At 39.3% G+C, this 17,367-nt stretch carries 18 protein-coding genes; 13 read left to right on the forward strand and 5 right to left on the reverse strand.

The annotated features are described in order from the left end of the window. Window positions 1-193: 193 nt before the first annotated feature. The gene (locus BM073_RS13205; protein ID WP_217643113.1) at window positions 194-1,561 is read right to left on the reverse strand and encodes a hypothetical protein; all 1,368 of its coding nucleotides are present in this window, start codon (window positions 1,559-1,561) and stop codon (window positions 194-196) included. A gap of 770 nt (window positions 1,562-2,331) precedes the next feature. Here BM073_RS13205 and BM073_RS13210 point away from each other — a divergent pair. From BM073_RS13210 to BM073_RS13255, 10 genes are all read left to right on the forward strand, one after another. Next, window positions 2,332-3,228 (forward strand): GNAT family N-acetyltransferase, encoded by an 897-nt coding sequence (locus BM073_RS13210; protein ID WP_091654801.1) that lies wholly within the window; start codon window positions 2,332-2,334, stop codon window positions 3,226-3,228. Window positions 3,229-3,386: 158 nt separating this feature from the next. Then, a complete protein-coding gene (locus tag BM073_RS13215) occupies window positions 3,387-4,061 on the forward strand; it encodes a hypothetical protein (RefSeq protein WP_139217498.1) in 675 nt (224 codons plus the stop codon). Window positions 4,062-4,250: 189 nt separating this feature from the next. Then, a complete protein-coding gene (locus tag BM073_RS13220) occupies window positions 4,251-4,682 on the forward strand; it encodes a VOC family protein (RefSeq protein WP_091654803.1) in 432 nt (143 codons plus the stop codon). Between the two features lie 206 nt (window positions 4,683-4,888). Continuing rightward, window positions 4,889-6,058 carry a glycoside hydrolase family 17 protein gene (locus BM073_RS13225; protein ID WP_091654804.1) on the forward strand — a complete coding sequence of 390 codons (1,170 nt, stop codon included), beginning with the start codon at window positions 4,889-4,891 and terminating at the stop codon, window positions 6,056-6,058. Window positions 6,059-6,094: 36 nt separating this feature from the next. After that, window positions 6,095-7,540 carry a glycoside hydrolase family 30 protein gene (locus BM073_RS13230; protein ID WP_091654805.1) on the forward strand — a complete coding sequence of 482 codons (1,446 nt, stop codon included), beginning with the start codon at window positions 6,095-6,097 and terminating at the stop codon, window positions 7,538-7,540. Between the two features lie 38 nt (window positions 7,541-7,578). Beyond that, complete coding sequence (locus BM073_RS13235; RefSeq protein WP_091654806.1) at window positions 7,579-8,469, forward strand: glycoside hydrolase family 17 protein; 891 nt, start codon at window positions 7,579-7,581, stop codon at window positions 8,467-8,469. Window positions 8,470-8,688: 219 nt separating this feature from the next. Continuing rightward, window positions 8,689-9,480 carry a cation diffusion facilitator family transporter gene (locus tag BM073_RS13240; protein WP_091654807.1) on the forward strand — a complete coding sequence of 264 codons (792 nt, stop codon included), beginning with the start codon at window positions 8,689-8,691 and terminating at the stop codon, window positions 9,478-9,480. A 329-nt stretch (window positions 9,481-9,809) separates the two neighbouring features. Beyond that, window positions 9,810-10,313, forward strand: a complete 504-nt coding sequence (locus tag BM073_RS13245) for a sigma-70 family RNA polymerase sigma factor (protein ID WP_091654808.1) — start codon at window positions 9,810-9,812, stop codon at window positions 10,311-10,313. A gap of 4 nt (window positions 10,314-10,317) precedes the next feature. Beyond that, window positions 10,318-10,590, forward strand: coding sequence for a hypothetical protein (locus tag BM073_RS13250; RefSeq protein ID WP_091654809.1), 273 nt, complete (start codon window positions 10,318-10,320; stop codon window positions 10,588-10,590). A gap of 96 nt (window positions 10,591-10,686) precedes the next feature. Next, on the forward strand, window positions 10,687-11,067 hold the full coding sequence (locus BM073_RS13255) for a VOC family protein (RefSeq protein WP_091654810.1): 381 nt from the start codon (window positions 10,687-10,689) through the stop codon (window positions 11,065-11,067). Between the two features lie 160 nt (window positions 11,068-11,227). Here BM073_RS13255 and BM073_RS13260 read toward each other — a convergent pair whose 3' ends face one another. After that, entirely contained in the window at window positions 11,228-12,598 is a 1,371-nt protein-coding gene (locus BM073_RS13260; protein ID WP_091654811.1) for a Gfo/Idh/MocA family protein, read from the reverse strand. A gap of 150 nt (window positions 12,599-12,748) precedes the next feature. Here BM073_RS13260 and BM073_RS13265 point away from each other — a divergent pair, with 150 nt between their 5' ends. The 3 genes from BM073_RS13265 to BM073_RS13275 all read left to right on the forward strand — a co-directional run bounded on the left by BM073_RS13265 (window position 12,749) and on the right by BM073_RS13275 (window position 16,047). Then, a complete protein-coding gene (locus BM073_RS13265) occupies window positions 12,749-13,609 on the forward strand; it encodes a geranylgeranylglycerol-phosphate geranylgeranyltransferase (RefSeq protein WP_091654812.1) in 861 nt (286 codons plus the stop codon). Window positions 13,610-13,730: 121 nt separating this feature from the next. Beyond that, window positions 13,731-14,813, forward strand: coding sequence for a glutamate 5-kinase (proB, locus tag BM073_RS13270; protein ID WP_091654813.1), 1,083 nt, complete (start codon window positions 13,731-13,733; stop codon window positions 14,811-14,813). After that, window positions 14,806-16,047, forward strand: coding sequence for a glutamate-5-semialdehyde dehydrogenase (locus tag BM073_RS13275; protein ID WP_091654814.1), 1,242 nt, complete (start codon window positions 14,806-14,808; stop codon window positions 16,045-16,047). The genes proB and BM073_RS13275 overlap by 8 nt, the downstream gene beginning before the upstream one ends. 1 nt (window position 16,048) lies before the next feature. Here the strand turns inward: BM073_RS13275 and BM073_RS18330 are convergent, their stop codons facing one another. From BM073_RS18330 to hisIE, 3 genes are read right to left on the reverse strand one after another with little or no spacing between them, the layout of a single operon-like run. Then, window positions 16,049-16,405 carry a DUF5615 family PIN-like protein gene (locus BM073_RS18330; RefSeq protein WP_091654815.1) on the reverse strand — a complete coding sequence of 119 codons (357 nt, stop codon included), beginning with the start codon at window positions 16,403-16,405 and terminating at the stop codon, window positions 16,049-16,051. Between the two features lies 1 nt (window position 16,406). Then, on the reverse strand, window positions 16,407-16,625 hold the full coding sequence (locus tag BM073_RS13285) for a DUF433 domain-containing protein (RefSeq protein ID WP_091654816.1): 219 nt from the start codon (window positions 16,623-16,625) through the stop codon (window positions 16,407-16,409). A 56-nt stretch (window positions 16,626-16,681) separates the two neighbouring features. After that, window positions 16,682-17,278 (reverse strand): bifunctional phosphoribosyl-AMP cyclohydrolase/phosphoribosyl-ATP diphosphatase HisIE, encoded by a 597-nt coding sequence (gene hisIE / locus BM073_RS13290; RefSeq protein ID WP_091654817.1) that lies wholly within the window; start codon window positions 17,276-17,278, stop codon window positions 16,682-16,684. Between the last annotated feature and the right edge of the window lie 89 nt (window positions 17,279-17,367).

The raw sequence follows: 17,367 nt of genomic DNA on the forward strand, positions 1-17,367 counted from the left end.
AAACCCGAACCGCTAACAATGTATATATAAGAATAGGCGATATGGCAGTAATTTCAAGCCCTTTGCCTAGTATCTTACTTTTTATTTAACTGGAAGTTTCTCCCTTCGAAATGCCTTCCGTTTCATACCCGAACCGTTACCAATTGAAAGACGTAGTCGTAAAAACCACGGAGCATACCCCCAGATTGATTCATCAATCATTCCCAACGAAATTGGCTCTACCAAAGAATCTTCGATTTACGAAGTTATTGAGATTGGAACCAAAGCGGTAATTAAAGCCAAATCTGGAATCCACGGTGTATGCTGAAGGCAGGGTTACCCTCCCACTCAATATATCCTGCTCGGTAAAATCTCCCGAAGCCAGATATATCTGGTCCTTCACATAGTTGCCTTCTACCCTCATAAAGAAAGAAAAATTACCAGTAACACGGACTTCTGCGCTGATATTCATACCTGTGGACCAAGAGCTGAAATCATCTAGATAATTTCTCAGTCGATATCCTATTTCCAGGTTACCCCAACGCTGATTGAGACCTAGACTGGCTCTCAAGCTATGGAGAACCCTGGTTTCCTCAAGAACACCGGAAATCGTTTCTTCGACATAGCTATTTCTCCTGACTTCGACCCCATAGTTCACTCTTAGAAATCTGGAATTCTGTACTGCTTCCGGGAAAAAATTATACTCCACGGCTGGTCTAAAGCTGGTCTGGAACTGATAATTGAAGCGGGTGTTCTGACGACCCGCTATATCATATCCATAGGACCATTGAGGTGAAATAGCTTTCACAAGCTGATGGCTAAAGCCAAATTCTGATACATCAAAATTATTCTGAACTTGATCGATAATCTGGTTACCACTTTCATCGAGAACCGGATTGCCATTGGCATCAACTCTAGGTACTTTTTGAATCGTTCTTCTCAGCCTTTCATCTATACGCCCGGATAGGGAAATTTTCCATTTATCTGTTATTCGATTAATATTGACATCTCCACCAATGTTGATTTGCCTGCTCAACTCTTCCAGTTCAATATTTGCATTACTACCCACATTAAAAACCCAATAATTCCAAGGATCTACAGTTTCCTCCTCTTCTTCTGAAAAATTAGCAGGGTCAGTCTTCATATTGATTTCAATCCCTTCTCCAGCTTTAGTTTTCGCAACATAAGGAGCTAAACCTAATTTGATAAAGCGGGTGAGTTTTTCCCTTACTTCAAAGTCTGTATCCGTCTGTTTGGTATTGACATAGAGGGTATCTCTTCTTCCCGCATGGATGTTTTGTTGGCCTATAAACAAAAGTTGATATTGCCTTCCACCGCCTCCGGATCTGTTATTGTTAATCAGGAGAAAGACATCAGCGGTTTGATTATCCCTATAAAAGTCAACTGCTGTGATTTCCGTTCTGATAAAATCCATATCACAACCACCATCCCAGCGTTCACAGCCATCGATAAATACTCTAAGTCTATTGGGGATTTTATTATTATCAACGAGCGTTTGACTAATTGAAGCCGTAGTCAAAGAGAAGAAGCTCAGGGCCAATAACAGTAGTACTTTGTTCATTTAATCTGGTTTAGTTCATGTTGACCGTGTGGTTTCGGTCATAAATTAATTCCAATCATCATCGCTCCCTGTTTTACTAATGATGCTTGAAAAGGAGTAATCTTTTTTCCCGAAGGAGTTGATAATATCCTTTTCTTCAATCGGATATTTTTCATCCTTTTTTATGCAATCAAACTAGTAAAAGGATGTGAAAGGCATACAAACTTTGGGTGAGAGTATGTTCTTGGAATAGTCCAAACGTATAAACAAAATACGCTATTAAAAAGGAATATAAGCACCAGTGGTTTGATAGGGTATTCGAGCGGTAATGGCATTAATCAACTAGCCAAATTCAGCAACACAACTAAAAACGGAATCCAACGAGATACTACTAAGTTTTTCCTATTTGGTCTGAATGTCGGTTGTCAGATTTATGGGAATTAAAATCTTATCTGATTATCCGCAATCATGCCAGTTGCCTTATTTTCTTTGCTTGACTGGTTGGAAGACCGATGACCGAAGACCCAGCCACGGCAGGCAGGCGAAGCTTCCGGATTCTGATCCTTTTAGCAGACATTAAGCCGTATTTTTGTCAATACTGGTAAGAAAGCGGATATCCAAAAAATTTTATATTGGACAGTGAGCTAAATTCAACAGATACTCACCAAGCTATTGAAAATTGCTATTTTCAACTGAGGAAAATGAACCTGCAATCACTTTAAATCCAGAAATGGACGGATTATTCATCAACCTTAGAAAGCTTGAAGAAAAAATAAGCTAAAAGTAAAGTAATGGAATTCGTAGAACTATCTGACATTCGATATGGCTTTGCCAAAGATTTTAAACACGACAAAAACCTCAGGAAAAGTTTCAATCAATTAACAGAGTCCATTTTTGGATTCAGCTTAGAAGACTGGTACCAAGAGGGATTATGGGGGGATTATTACATCCCATATTCGCTTTTGCATCACAATCAGGTCATCTCGAATGTTTCTATAAACAAAATCGAATTTGATATCGACAATGAACGGAAGGTAGGCATTCAGATTGGGACTGTGATGACTGACAAAAGATTCCGTCATAAAGGGCTTAACAGGTTCCTTATGGAACAAGTAATGAACGAATGGAAAGACCAAGCCGATTTTATCTACCTCTTTGCAAATGATACAGTGCTCGATTTCTATCCAAAATTTAATTTCAGGAGAATGGAGGAATATCAGTATACGAAAAAAATCAATACTCGAAGCTCTATTAAATCCTTCAGAAAACTGAATATGGAAGAAACTAAAGAACAGGCCTTTCTAATAAAAAGGATGAAGGAGTCCATTCCTACTTCAAGGATTTCTATGCGAAACAACCCATCCTTGATCATGTTTTACTGTAATTCATTCAAGAAAAATAGTGTTTATTATATAGAGGAACACAACGCAATTACAATCGCAGAGTATGTGGGTGATACTTTATATCTGGATGAGATATTCTCAACAAAACCACTGAATATCCATGACGTAATTCAGACCATGGTTGATGAAAGCATTGCTCAAGTGGTCTTGGGATTTACACCTTTGGACGAAATAGGTTTTGATAAACACTTAATAAAGGGTTCGGACACCCTTTTCATGCTGAAGGATACACATGACTTTTTCATAAATAAACACTGGATGTTTCCTGTACTATCACATGCCTGAATTGACCTTGAGCACTCCAAATCCTTCTGACTAAGTCCAATCATTCAACCGCTAAATTCCGTAAATTGAAATAGCTGAAAATGTCTGATTCTTTATAGATAATTCAATTCCTGATTCAGCTAACAGCTGACAGTCAGTAATTAATAGGTTTAAAACAAATGAAACAAATACTCATAATATATGCTTTGATTTTTTTGATTTTTTGCGGAAAAATGACTCCCAAAATTGACCAAGGAACAGGTGAAGCAAAAAGACAGGAAATTGAACTGAACGAGGTGAATTTAACCGATACTACAGTAAATTTTCTTTGGAGAGATCTGAAGTATGATTCTATACAAAATCAGACATCCAGCACTATTTTTTTGAATGAAGAGTATATTAAATCCATTACCCCTCAGGAAAAAGCAGCACTTGGATATGTTGCTACCTTTATAGGGAATGAGTGCCGGTGGGATGGGAAGGCAAATGAAGACAGAAGCAATTTGGACTGTAAAATAATTTCAGCCCTCGGGCTTGGTTATCAATGCTCGGAGAATCACCTCGGATTTTTAAGGAAATGGTTTGCTACTGATGAACAAGTTTTATCTAAACTAGAGGCTTGCCCAACAATTCCAAACACAGCGACAGTTCAAAACACATTCGATGAAATTGTCATTGCCACGAAGGGAAACTCTATTTCAGTTTATTTTAAAGCAAGTGGAGTTAACTTGAGGGAAGAAGAAAGTTGGAATTGGTCAGAAACAGTTTATTTCAGTGCGACAACAGACAATTTGAATTTGGTGAAAAAAGATAGATCGGAAGTTAGTCGTGAAAAGTTTGAAATGAGTGAGTAATTAAGATTTATTCTGATCCGGCTAATAGAATTTTAAAAGACTCGAGGCACCTTTCAAAACCTCAGAGTTTGCCTATAAAAACTCAAATCCAATAAACATTTGAAGATTAGATTGGCTTTGTCCTGAATCTTGGGATTTATCAACTTTGATTGAGACTTTAGCCTGAAATTAATTAAACCCTTGTCACCCATGAAAATCAGCACTTTTCTCACATTCGTTGGAGATAACTGCGGTAAGGCCACAGAAGCAATCAATTTCTACACCTCTATTTTTCCGAATTCGGAAGTAAAAAGGATCGTAAATTATGCAGAAGGTGAGCCTGGCGGAACACCAGACTTGATCAAGTTTGGAGTTTTCACTTTAAACGGCACGGAATACCAAGTCTCCGAAAGTAATTACAAACACAATTGGTCATTTACTCCAGGAGTATCCTTATTTATTTCTTCCGAATCGGAAGATCAAATTGAAATCTTATTCGAGAAACTATCTAGCGAGGGAGGTCAAGTGATGGTTCCCCTTGACAATTATGCCGGAGATGGGGATTACGGTTTTGGGGAAAAATTCGGTTGGTGCGAGGATAAATATGGGGTTTCTTGGCAATTTGTACTGATCAACCGGTAAATCTCAGGCATTATATGCATTCTGAAATCAGTTGTAAGCTAAAATAAACAGTGTTTGCTTTCTATCTCTATTCAAATGAGATGCATACTTTCCCCAATCAATTCATTATTCTCGCACATTAGATTTTTCCAGATATCGCATATAAACTTCTCAGATTTATTTTATTTGCTTTTTCCACTATTCAAAAACATAATCACTGTCATTGAATGACTGCAAAAGATATACTAGGAAACCCGGATTACCTCGCAATATCCTATGGAGGATATAGAAAGAACTCCAGAAGTATTCAGCCTACCGTAACTCAGCTGAAAGAAGATTTACTCATTCTTCATGCTATGGGCATACGCCTTCTGAGAACTTACAATGTACACTTACCTCATGCTTCAAATGTGCTCAAAGCCATTTCTGAGCTGAATCAGGAGAAACAAGGCTTTGAAATGTATGTCATGCTGGGAGCATGGATCGATTGCAAAAATGCCTGGACAGATAAGCAACCTGATCATTTTCAGGAAAGCGAACGAAATCAGGTCGAAATTGCAAAAAGCGTTGAGCTGGCAAATCAATATCCTGAAATCGTCAAAATCATAGCTGTAGGAAATGAAGCCATGGTCAAATGGGCCGAATCTTATTATGTACAGCCAGAGGTAATCTTGAAATGGGTCAAGCACCTACAAAACCTGAAGAAAAAGCAGCAAATCCCATCGGAACTTTGGATCACCTCTTCGGATGATTTTTCATCTTGGGGTGGTGGAGATCCCCTTTACCATACCCCCTCGCTCAATCAGTTGATTCGGGAAGTGGATTTTATTTCCATGCACACTTACCCCATGCACAATACCCACTATCATCCGATATTTTGGGGAGTCAGTCCCTCGGAGAAAAAGCTTTCTAAAAAAGAAAAGCTAGAAAAAGCCATGCAAAGAGCCCGAGACTTTGCTATAGGACAATATCAGCAAGTGAAGGCTTATGTGGAAAAAATTGCCCCTGGAAAACCCGTACATATAGGAGAAACCGGTTGGGCCAGCAGTTCGGATGGATTTTATGGTCTGGAAGGATCCAGAGCCTGCGATGAGTACAAGGAAATGCTATACTACCAGGAAATGAGAAACTGGACAAATAGCCAAGGAATTTCCTGTTTCTATTTTGAAGCTTTTGATGAACCCTGGAAAGACTCAGGAAATGCACAGGGCTCAGAAAATCATTTTGGTTTGATTACCGTGGACGGTAAAGTCAAAGCTGCGCTTTGGGAACAGTTTGAAGCAGGAGTTTTCGAAGGTTTAACCCGTGATGGGAAACCACTCAAACAGACCAAAAAAGGGAATATTGAATTGGCTCTCAGAGCTGCCATGATCCCTCCCCCAAACGAGCACTTATAACCCAAGTCTCTTCTGATTCTCAATTTGAAATACTCAATGCTACAAAATAGATCAATTCAGGTATTTGAAACTTCCGCTCAAGGCAGAAAGCTGGAGAAAGTTGACCAGTTTGAGGAGGCAGAGATCACGATTCAGATCACACTCAATCCGGAGAAAAAATTTCAGACTATCACAGGAATTGGAGGTTCCTTCACTGAAGCTTCCGCTCATCTTCTTACTCTGATGAGCGAAGGAAAAAGACGTGAGATTCTCAAGGCATATTTCAGCGAGGAGGGCTCTCGCTACTCCTTGACTCGAACACATATTAATTCCTGTGACTTTTCACTAAGCCATTACTCCTACGATTCCAATGCCGGGGATGTAAGTCTCCAGAATTTTTCCATTGAAAGAGATAGGAAAGCCTTGATTCCTATGATACAAGAGGCAAAAACTTATTCCAAGCAAGGTTTCAAAATCATCGCTACTCCCTGGACTGCACCTCCTTGGATGAAGGATAATCAGAGTTGGGTAGGAGGAAAACTACTTCCGGAGTACTATCCGGTCTGGGCAGATTTTTTTGAAAAATATCTCCAAGCTTACCAGGATGAGGGAATAGCTATTTGGGGACTAACCGTGGAAAATGAGCCTCATGGCAATGGGAATAATTGGGAAAGCATGCATTTTAGCCCTGAAGAAATGACTGATTTTGTTCGTTTTCACCTTGGCCCAAAGCTGGAAAATAAGGGTTGGAAAGAGGTGAAAATTCTAGGTTATGACCAAAACCGGGAAGGACTGAAGGAATGGGTAGATGTCATGTTTGCTAATGCCGAGTCTTCCAAGTACTTCTCTGGCACGGCGGTTCATTGGTACGAAAGTACCTATGAGGTCTTTCCGGAGGCCTTACAATATACCCATCACAAGGCTCCTGAAAAATTCCTTATTCAAACTGAAGCCTGTATCGATGCTGAAGTTCCAAGATGGCAGGATGATGACTGGTATTGGAGCAAGGAAGCAAAAGACTGGGGTTGGCTTTGGGCTCCGGAAAATCAGAAATACCTGCACCCCCAATATGTGCCTGTGTATCGGTATGCCGTCGACATCATAGGCTGCTTTAATAATTGGGTAGATGGATGGATAGACTGGAATATGGTGCTTGATCGAAGAGGCGGTCCCAACTGGTTTGAAAACTGGTGTGTTGCTCCGGTAATCGTAGATCCATCGAATGATGAGGTATACTACACCCCGCTTTATTATATTTTGGCCCACTTTAGTAAATTTATCCGACCAGGTTCCAAAATCATTGAGGTGAATGTTTCAGAAGATAAAGTTCAAGCAACTGCTGCGAAAAACGAGGATGGTTCTCTGGTCTTAGTTGTATTAAACCAAAACCAATTTAAGATTTCCATCAATCTGGAAATAGCTGACTACAAATCCGCTTTTTCTATCAGTCCGGCTGCCATTCAAACCATTATTATTGGCTCCGCCCAAACAAAAACCTCTTAAACTGATTCAAATTATCGAACAATTAATTTAGCCTTTCCATGCCATCATTTAGACAAGAAAAATTTCTTTCCCTCGCCTCCTCTGATTTATCTGACAAATCTTTAGAAGAACTCAAGCAAACCTTAAGAAATCAACTGAAAGATGGAGTTCATGGATTTTGTGCTAGTCCCTATGTGGAAGGTCAAAAACCTGGAGATCAACTTACAGAAGAGCAAATCAGAAAAAGACTGGAGGTCCTGAAGCCTCATACCAAATGGATCAGATCTTTCTCCACCACCGAAGGAAATGAGCTCATCCCAAAAGTAGCCCGGGAGATGGGGATCAAAACGATGGTTGGAGCCTGGCTGGGCGATAATCCTGAGACCAATGCCAAAGAGGTTGCCAATTTGATTGAGTTGGTGAATGAAGGTTTGGTGGATATTGCGGCTGTGGGCAATGAGGTATTATACCGAGGAGATTTGACGGTGGATGAGTTACTGGGCCATATTCAAGAGGTCAAAAGTAAAATCCAGAAAAAAGTACCAGTCGGATATGTGGATGCCTATTATGAATTCGAAGATCATCCGGAGGTATCCGAAGCCTGTGATCTCATTTTGGCGAATTGCTATCCATTTTGGGAAGGATGTCCCTTGGAGCATTCCTTGCTTTATATGAAAGAAATGTATCGCATAGCAAAGAATGCAGGCAAAGGAAAGCGGGTGATTATTACAGAGACTGGATGGCCAGATCAAGGCACCAACCTGAGAGGGGCTGTTCCATCGACCGAAAATGCTATCAAATATTTCATCAATGCCCAGCAATGGTCAAAAGAAGAGAATATTGAATTATTCTACTTCTCTTCATTTGATGAATCTTGGAAAGTAGGCTCAGAGGGAGATGTAGGAGCTTTCTGGGGAATATGGGATAAAGACGAAGTTTTGAAATACTAATTCAAGTTATCTTTTAGCTTTAATTAATACTAATCCGGTAGCTTTCGATTTGGCTACCGGAATATTTTTGAATGCTGCATGAAAAGAGTATTTATTTTAAAATTTTAACCTACTGTAGGATTGTAAAATGAATAGGATTTTTTCTTTTTCAATCCCTTTTTTCAATCAATCTAAGATCAAAAACAGATAGTATTTTCTAACTCTGAAGATATGTAAGCCATGCAAAAAACAACTTTTAAAATACCACAGATGGACTGCCCTTCTGAAGAAAGCCTTATTCAGATGAAGCTTCAGACTGTTCGATCCATTGAGCATCTTGAATTCGATATACCAAAAAGGAATTTGCATGTATTCCATAGTGGGAATTTGGAGCAAATTGAAAAAGCCCTACAAGAACTGAAGCTGGGTGCTGAAAAAATCCGAACCGAGCAGAGTGATGCTTCTTTTTCTTCCCAAAACAATCAACAAAAAAGGTTACTCTGGACCGTCTTAGGTATCAATTTCTCCTTCTTTTTAATCGAGATGGGCACTGGTCTTATTTCCAAATCTATGGGTTTGGTTGCTGATAGTCTGGATATGTTGGCTGATGCATTTGTCTATGGATTGAGTTTATTGGCAATCGGTGGAAGCTTGGCGAAAAAGAAAAAAGTAGCCCAAATCGCTGGCTACTTTCAAATGTCTTTGGCACTTATCGGTTTCGTGGAAGTAGTCCGTCGCTTTATTGGGGTTGAGCAAATGCCCAATTTCAAAACCATGATAATCGTTTCCATTTTGGCATTAGCTGCCAATATTACCTGCCTGTATCTACTTCAAAAATCTAAAAGTAAAGAAGCTCATATGCAGGCAAGTATGATATTCACGTCGAATGATGTTATCATCAATTCCGGGGTAATCCTGGCAGGATTATTAGTTTATTGGTTTAACTCCAAGCTGCCAGATCTGATCATCGGAAGTATAGTATTTGCGCTGGTACTACAGGGAGCATCCCGCATCCTCAAGCTCGCCAAGTGAATTTCGGCAGATTTTAAAAACTCGATTTTTATCAATCCGAAACTCTCTAGTTAACAGCATTTTGAATAATCCAGAGGTTTCAGCCATACTTTGGTTACTTCAAAGAAAATCGTACCGATTTCAATAGATGGAGCTTCCGGAATTCTTAATTTGCGTGAACCAAAGCGAGGAAAATTGCCAACATAACGAATATCGACACCATTGCCGGTTGAAATATGCGTAAAAACAAATATTGGCAGTAATTAGAAATCTCGAAATTAAATCAGATTTTCTGTCATATTTTAAGAACTCTTGTAACTAATATGAATAGAGAGTTTAAAATAAATTAGATGCAAAACCAATCCACTTACACATTTGAACAAATACTCGAGATCAATAAAGATAAAATTTACCGAATTTGTAAAATATATTCGGTACATCCGTTAGAACCACAAGACCTTTTTCAAGATGTTGTTTTCGAAATATGGAAATCGTTCTCAACTTTTAAAGAAAAATCAAGCATCAACACCTGGATTTATAAAATAACACTAAATGTCTGTCTTCGTTCAAAACGGAAATCAGTAAATGAAAATATCAAATTAGTTCGATTAGAATCAATTGAATTTATTCCTGTGGATGTTAATCAGGATAAAAATCAGCAAGAAAAGTTTAACGCTCTTACTTCCTGCATATCTTCATTAGAGGAAAAGAGTAGGGCCATCATTATTCTTTATTTAGAAGAATTACCATATAAAGATATTGCTGTTATTACTGGCTTAACGGAGAATCATATAGCCGTAAAAATGAAAAGAATAAAAAAAGTATTGTTGAATTGTCTAACCAATAAATTATAATAATATGTGGAGTAAAGAACAAAATGAAGTTTGGCAAGATTTAAAAGGAGTTTGGAACAATCAGCCAGAATCGGAAAAAATAAATATTCAGTTATCTAATCTAATTCTTGAATTAAAAAGCAAGGTTAGTCAATTGGAAAAAGATTTTATAAAAAATGATATAAAATTCATTAAGTCTTCAATTAGTCAGTTTGAAAAAAATTCCATTAAGAATGATCTTAATATAATTTCAAAATTTATAAAGAGAGTAGTTGACAAATTTAGAATTAAGAAATAGAAACTACCGCCGACACCGTGGAGAACAACAATGGCGCCTAAACATCGCCACAGCGTCTCTACCTACGTTTGCGAAAAGTAAACCGACTGAGACAATATGAATCTAAACCAAATCACAGTTCCTTCATTAGATTTAACAAAAGCAATCCCTTTTTACGAAAAACTAGGACTGAAATTAATTGTAAAATCGCTACCACATTATGCGCGATTTAAATGTCCGAATGGTAACTCTACTTTTTCAATTCATCTTACAGACAAATTACGAATGGGAGACGGAATCCATGTTTACTTTGAATGTGAAAATCTTGATGAACATGTTGAAAAAATAAAAAGTAAAGGAATTGAATTCGAACAAGATCCATCCGACCAGATGTGGTTATGGAGGGAAGCGAGATTAAAAGATCTAGATGGAAATCAACTGGTTTTATTTTGTGCCGGAAAAAACCGACTAAACCCACCCTGGAGGATAAAAGACTAATATCAGAAGACAGTATCCTGCCAAGTTTGTAATTGGCAGAATAAGTTATTCTGAAGTTTCCGGGTCTTTTTGAGCAAACCATTAATCAAGGCGAATTTCTTTGTTTAGCATTTTTACTACCTAATAGAAGTGTCAAGTCAGGCTTATGAAGAGTTTTACATTAAACCCCTCTCCCACTTTCCTTTAATTCTATATCCGTCAGGTCTGCTATTTTGACTGGCTTTCCGCTCTCGATACTGTTTCTGGCAGCTATTCCTACCAAGATGGACATCGCACCATCTCTACTTCCGGCTGATTGTCTCCAAGGATCAGCCATGGCTGGATCCTTGAAGAGTTTATCCTTCAATCGGGTATCCCCCCCACCATGTCCTCCACCTCCATGCGGAATAGTAATGATTTGCCGCTCTCCAAAATTCTTGGTCAGATGAATTTCATCTGCATCGGCCTCCTCCCATGGCTGTCGCTCCTTGATCCAAGCTTCCAAACGTCCCTTCGTGCCATTGAAGGCAATTCGGTAACCTTCATAGGGTGAATAAGTGGTCAGGGAATAACTGACCTGAACCTGATTTTTGTACTTGACCTGAACAGCCATCTTATCATAGATATCTACATCCTCCCGAAAAACACAGCCATCCCGGTGATACCCGTCATACTGCTCATTCTCTGGATAGAGATTCACCAGATGTTCATTTTTGGTGATATCCCAATAAAAATCACATTGATCGGAATGAGGACATCCCCGGCAGGTAGTATGACGGAAAGGTCCTTTTTTTCCATAAAACTCCAATGAACCATAAGCAAAAACCTCCTCTGGATCCGAATTAATCCACCAGTTTAATAGGTCGAAATGGTGCGTGGACTTATGCACAAGCAAAGTTCCTCCAAACTCCTTTCTTCTATGCCATCTTCTAAAGTAATCAGCACCATGGTACACATCCAGATACCAGTGAAAATCTACCGAGGTCAGTTCTCCGATTTCACCTGCCCGTAATAGCTCATAGAGTTTTTGGCGATGAGGAGAATAGCGGTAATTGAAAGTTACAATGAGTTTTTTCCCGGATTTTCTCTCTGCGTCTAGAATATCCTGACATTTAAATTCATCCGTGGTCATCGGCTTTTCCGAAATCACATGAATACCAGCATTCAGCCCTTTGATAATAAACTCATGATGTGTACTGTCCATGGTAGTGACGATCAAGACATCAGGCTTGGCTTCTTTCAGCATCTGGTCAAAATCTGTGAATACAGGGCAGTTAGCTCCAATAAACTTCTTTGCATAAGCCAATCTTCCTGGATTGATATCGCTGAGCCCAACAAATTCAACCAATTCCCCATAAGATCTTAGCACATCCCTGCCAAACATGGTCGTGCCCCTGATTCCAGTGCCAACTAGAGCAAGTTTCATTTTACCATCCTTTGGCCCAACTAAGTCTAAAGCTTGGGCAACAGGATGAATAAAAAAACTACCGGCCAGGAAGCTTCCGGACATGGCAATGAAATCTCTTCTGGATTGATTGGATGAATGAGACATGGCTTATGGGTTTAAAAATTGACTCTTTAAGTTAACGAATAAAGAAAAACCTTCATTGAAAATTTACGGAATCGATTTTCTTGATTTGTTACAGCCACAAATCGCTGTTTAGATTCCTTTTCCTGTATTTTTGGGGGAATGAATTCAACCATGACAGACAGAACGATATCTATCCGGGGACTCTTCCGGATCAGCAGACCTATTAATCTGCTCATGGTAGCTTTTGCCCAGTTGATGGCAGCATACTTCCTGATAGAAAGAACTCCCCAAGGTTTGTCTGTTCTTCAGGATTATCGGCTGTATTTATTGATTTTGGCAACACTGTTGATTACGGCTGCCGGCTATATGATCAATGACTATTACGATGTAAAAATCGATTATGTCAACCGACCGAATGAAGTAATCGTCGGCAAGGGAATCAAGCGAAGAGTGGTGATTTTTCTCCATACCATTTTCAATTTCACAGGAATAGGATTGGGCGTCCTAGTGGCTCCCAGAATTGCCATTGTTAATTTTGTGGCAGCCTTTTTATTATGGCTATACAGCAACAGACTCAAAAGAGAACCCTTTATTGGAAATTTAACGGTTGCTTTTCTGACAGGACTTTCAGTTTATCTGGTTGCCTTTTATTACCAGAAAAACGAACTATTGGTACTGACTTACGCCATTTTTGCCTTCTTCTTAAACCTCATTCGGGAAATCCTCAAAGACATTGAAGATAGAAATGGAGATAGAAAACATGGTTGTCGTACGCTTCCCATTGTCATTGGATTCCGAAAGACCAAGCAAGTGATTTTCATTGTTGCTCTTTGTTTTGTCTCAGCCATTCTGATTATCACTTTTGAAATTAATAAGCCTGAGTTATTCTATTACTTTGGAGGTCTAGGGATTGCCTTTGTATGGTTTATGAGAAAAATTTACCTCGCGGACCGCAAAGACCACTTCACCCAACTCAGCACCTGGGCAAAAATATTGATGCTGGTAGGAACCATGAGCATGGCTTTTTTATAGTCTCCTCATCCTTAAACAAACAGATTTTTTACAAAGCCTAATTTTTCATTTTTCAAACAGACAGCTCTTGCCTTAGCGTTTCTGCAACAAAACACTTAATTTCATGCATATTCTCTAAAATATGCTCGAATCCAAGGTAATCATCATCAAAATAGGTTCCAACGTACTTACCCAGTCCGATGGCATGCCTGATTTGGAGCGGATGAAGCATTTAGTCTCTCAGATTAGTTTCCTGATCGAGCAAGGTAAAAAAGTAGTGTTGGTAAGTTCGGGAGCAGTGGCATTTGGAAGACAAGCTGTGGCCATACCGGAAAAGCTCAATCCTGTTTTCAAAAAACAGATCTGGGCAGCTACCGGACAAATCCGGCTCATACATCAATATCAAGGCTATTTCGAAAAGAAAGGAATTCAAATCGCTCAGATTTTGGTCACCAAGGAGGATTTTCGAGACCGAAAGCATTTTCTCAATATGAAAAACTGCATCGAAGCTTTGTTGCAGCAGGGAATCCTTCCGGTAATCAACGAGAATGATACCGTGACAATTACGGAATTAATGTTCACCGACAATGATGAGTTAGCCAGTCTGACCGCAGCGATGATCAATGCGGATACCCTTATGCTGCTGACTAATGTGGATGGGATCTTTACCGGAAATCCCGCTGAACCCGACTCAGAGCTGATCGAAAAAATAGCTTCTGATACGCCGGAAGTTTCTAGCTATATCTCCGCTACCAAATCTTCCTTTGGTCGGGGTGGTATGCTAACCAAATATGCCATGGCAAAAAAATCAGCAGATTTGGGCATTCAGGTCATCATTGCCAACGGGAAGAAAAATGGAGTGTTGCAGGCTTTTGCGGATAAAAAATTACGATGTACTTGGTTTGAACCCAAAAAGAAAAAACAAGCCCCCAAGAAATGGCTGGCCCATGGCGCGCATTATTACAAAGGGGAAGTCTTCATTAATTCCGGTGCCAAAGCTTCTTTGACTTCCGATGTCATACGAAGCCTTTTGCCAATTGGAATCACCAAGTTAGAAGGTGAGTTTTCCAAAGGTGATATCTTGCTGATTCGGGATGAAAAGGGGGATAAAGTAGGCTTAGGAAGAGCAGAATATTCATCCAAATCGGCTATTGAAAAGCTTGGCCAAAAAAACCACAAAGCGCTGATTCATTATAATTACCTCTATTTATTCGATCATGACTGAGTACTCCAATATTTTTGAATCTGTCAAAAACGCCTCTTTAGGATTGATCAGGCTTTCTGATGAAAAAATCCAGTCAATTTTGAAGGATTTAGCGGCATTGGCTATCAGGAAAACTGATTTTATTTTGGCTGAAAATCAGAGGGATTTGGAACGCATGGATCCTCAAAATCCGATGTACGACCGTTTGCTGCTCAATCAATCCCGGATAGAAAGCATCGCCTCTGAAATTCTTCAAGTCAGCCAGTTACCTACTCCTCTCCATCTCAAATTGGAGGAAAAAATGCTTCCAAATGGACTTTACCTCGAGAAAGTCAGTGTGCCTCTGGGAGTAGTTGGAATTATCTATGAAGCCCGGCCCAATGTAACTTTTGATGTATTTTCCATTGCCCTAAAATCCGGGAATGGACTGGTGCTCAAAGGAGGTTCGGATGCTGATTTCTCCAATCGAGCCATTGTTTCTCTGATTCATGAGGTTTTGGAAAAGCATGAGATTTCAACTCAGGCATTTCAACTCTTACCAGCTGATCGGCAAGCGACCAAGGCACTTCTGGAAGCTGTTGGCTATGTGGATGTTTTGATTCCGAGAGGTTCTCAGGGTCTAATCAATTTTGTGCGAGAGCATGCCAAAGTTCCGGTAATTGAAACAGGTGCCGGAATCGTTCATACCTACGTGGATGAATCAGCTGATTTAGAGAAGGCCAAAGCGATCATCCACAATGCCAAAACCCGAAGACCCAGCGTTTGCAATTCCTTGGATTGTTTGATTATTCATCAAAGTCACCTGAATAATCTGAATGACTTGATTCAGCCTTTATTGGAAAGTGAGGTGAAAATCTTTGCAGATGAGCAGGCTTTTCATGCGCTGAACCAATCTAATTTGATTCACCTAGCCGAGCCGGAACATTTTGGAACAGAATTTTTGAGTTTACAGCTAGCCATAATGACCGTCAATGATCTGGAGCAGGCTTTACAACATATCCAGATCTATTCTTCCAAACATTCAGAAGCGCTTATATCTGAAAATCAGGAACACATCGAACGGTTTTTATTGGAAGTGGATGCCGCAGCTGTCTATGCCAATGCCTCCACAGCTTTTACAGATGGGGCGCAGTTTGGACTCGGTGCGGAGATCGGAATTTCCACCCAAAAACTACATGCACGGGGCCCTATGGCCCTTAAAGAATTGACAAGTTACAAGTGGATCGTCAGAGGAAATGGACAGGTGAGGAAATAACCTAATAGATTAAATAGTTCGATTTTCCTTTTAATTCCACCAAAAAACTATCTCTTTTATCAAGTTGGCCAAGAACTTCAAATAGGTTTTCAACTACCTGTATCAATTGATCATTAGAAATATTACCTAATTTAATCCAAAGAAGTTTCTTTGTATTAAAATTGAGAAAATAGCTATGCCTAAAATCTGAATCTTTAGAAACTAAAATATATCCATATTGATCACAGTATTCAGAAATTTCAGAATCTTTGGAGTAATATCCATTTAGAATATCGTTCACATGAACGGCATCAAAACCATGTTTTTTAAAAAAATGAACTAACTTGAATGGTATGTGAACATCACATAAAAATCTCATCTTAAAGCTCTTCTACCCCTGATAAAGAAGCTCTTGCAAATTTTAAAGCTTCTAAAATATCTTCTCTCTCTAATTCTGGGTGATCTTCTAATATTTCTTCAATAGACATCCCAGAAGCCAGCAAATCCAGCAAGACCTCTACTGGCCAACGCATTCCACGAATCGTAGGCTTTCCATGACAAATTTCGGGATCTATCGTTATCCTTTTGAAAGAATTCATATCCTAATATACTGACTTAGATTATTTTAACGAATAAATCTACCCAGTAAGTTTCCTTACTTTTTGTGCCGCTCTATCAACACCTTCATCACTTCATCCAATTCATAGCCTTTGGCCTCCAAAAGAACGAGATAGTGAAATAGCAAATCCGCTGCTTCCCCTAGAAATAGCTCTTTGTTGTCATCCTTGGCTTCAATCACGATTTCCACCGCTTCCTCCCCTACTTTTTGGGCCACTTTATTGATACCTTTGGCAAAAAGAGAAGCCGTGTAGGATTGATCAGAAGGATTATTTTTTCGATCCTTGATAATGGCCCTTAATTGATCGATAAAACCGGTTTTGGAAGAATTTACCTCATTCCAACAGGTATCCGAACCAGTATGACAAACAGGGCCCTGAGGATTGGCTTTAACCAAAATTGCGTCTCCATCACAGTCGACAGCCATCGAAACCAACTCCATAAAATTTCCTGAAGTCTCACCTTTCGTCCACAATCTATTTTTACTACGGCTGAAAAAAGTCACCTTTCCCGACTCCTGCGTTTTTGCCAGCGCTTCCTCATTCATAAAGCCCTGCATCAAGACTTTACCGGAAATAACATCTTGGACTATGGCTGGTACTAGGCCGTTCATTTTATTGAAATCTATTTTCATATTCTTGAACCTTTGAGGTTTTCAAAACCTCGAGGATTTTGGTTATAACTATACTATATTTTGAAAATTCTGATTTTTCTTAAAAATCC

Source organism: Algoriphagus ornithinivorans, assembly GCF_900115305.1.
In the GTDB taxonomy this organism is placed as follows: Bacteria; Bacteroidota; Bacteroidia; order Cytophagales; family Cyclobacteriaceae; genus Algoriphagus; species Algoriphagus ornithinivorans.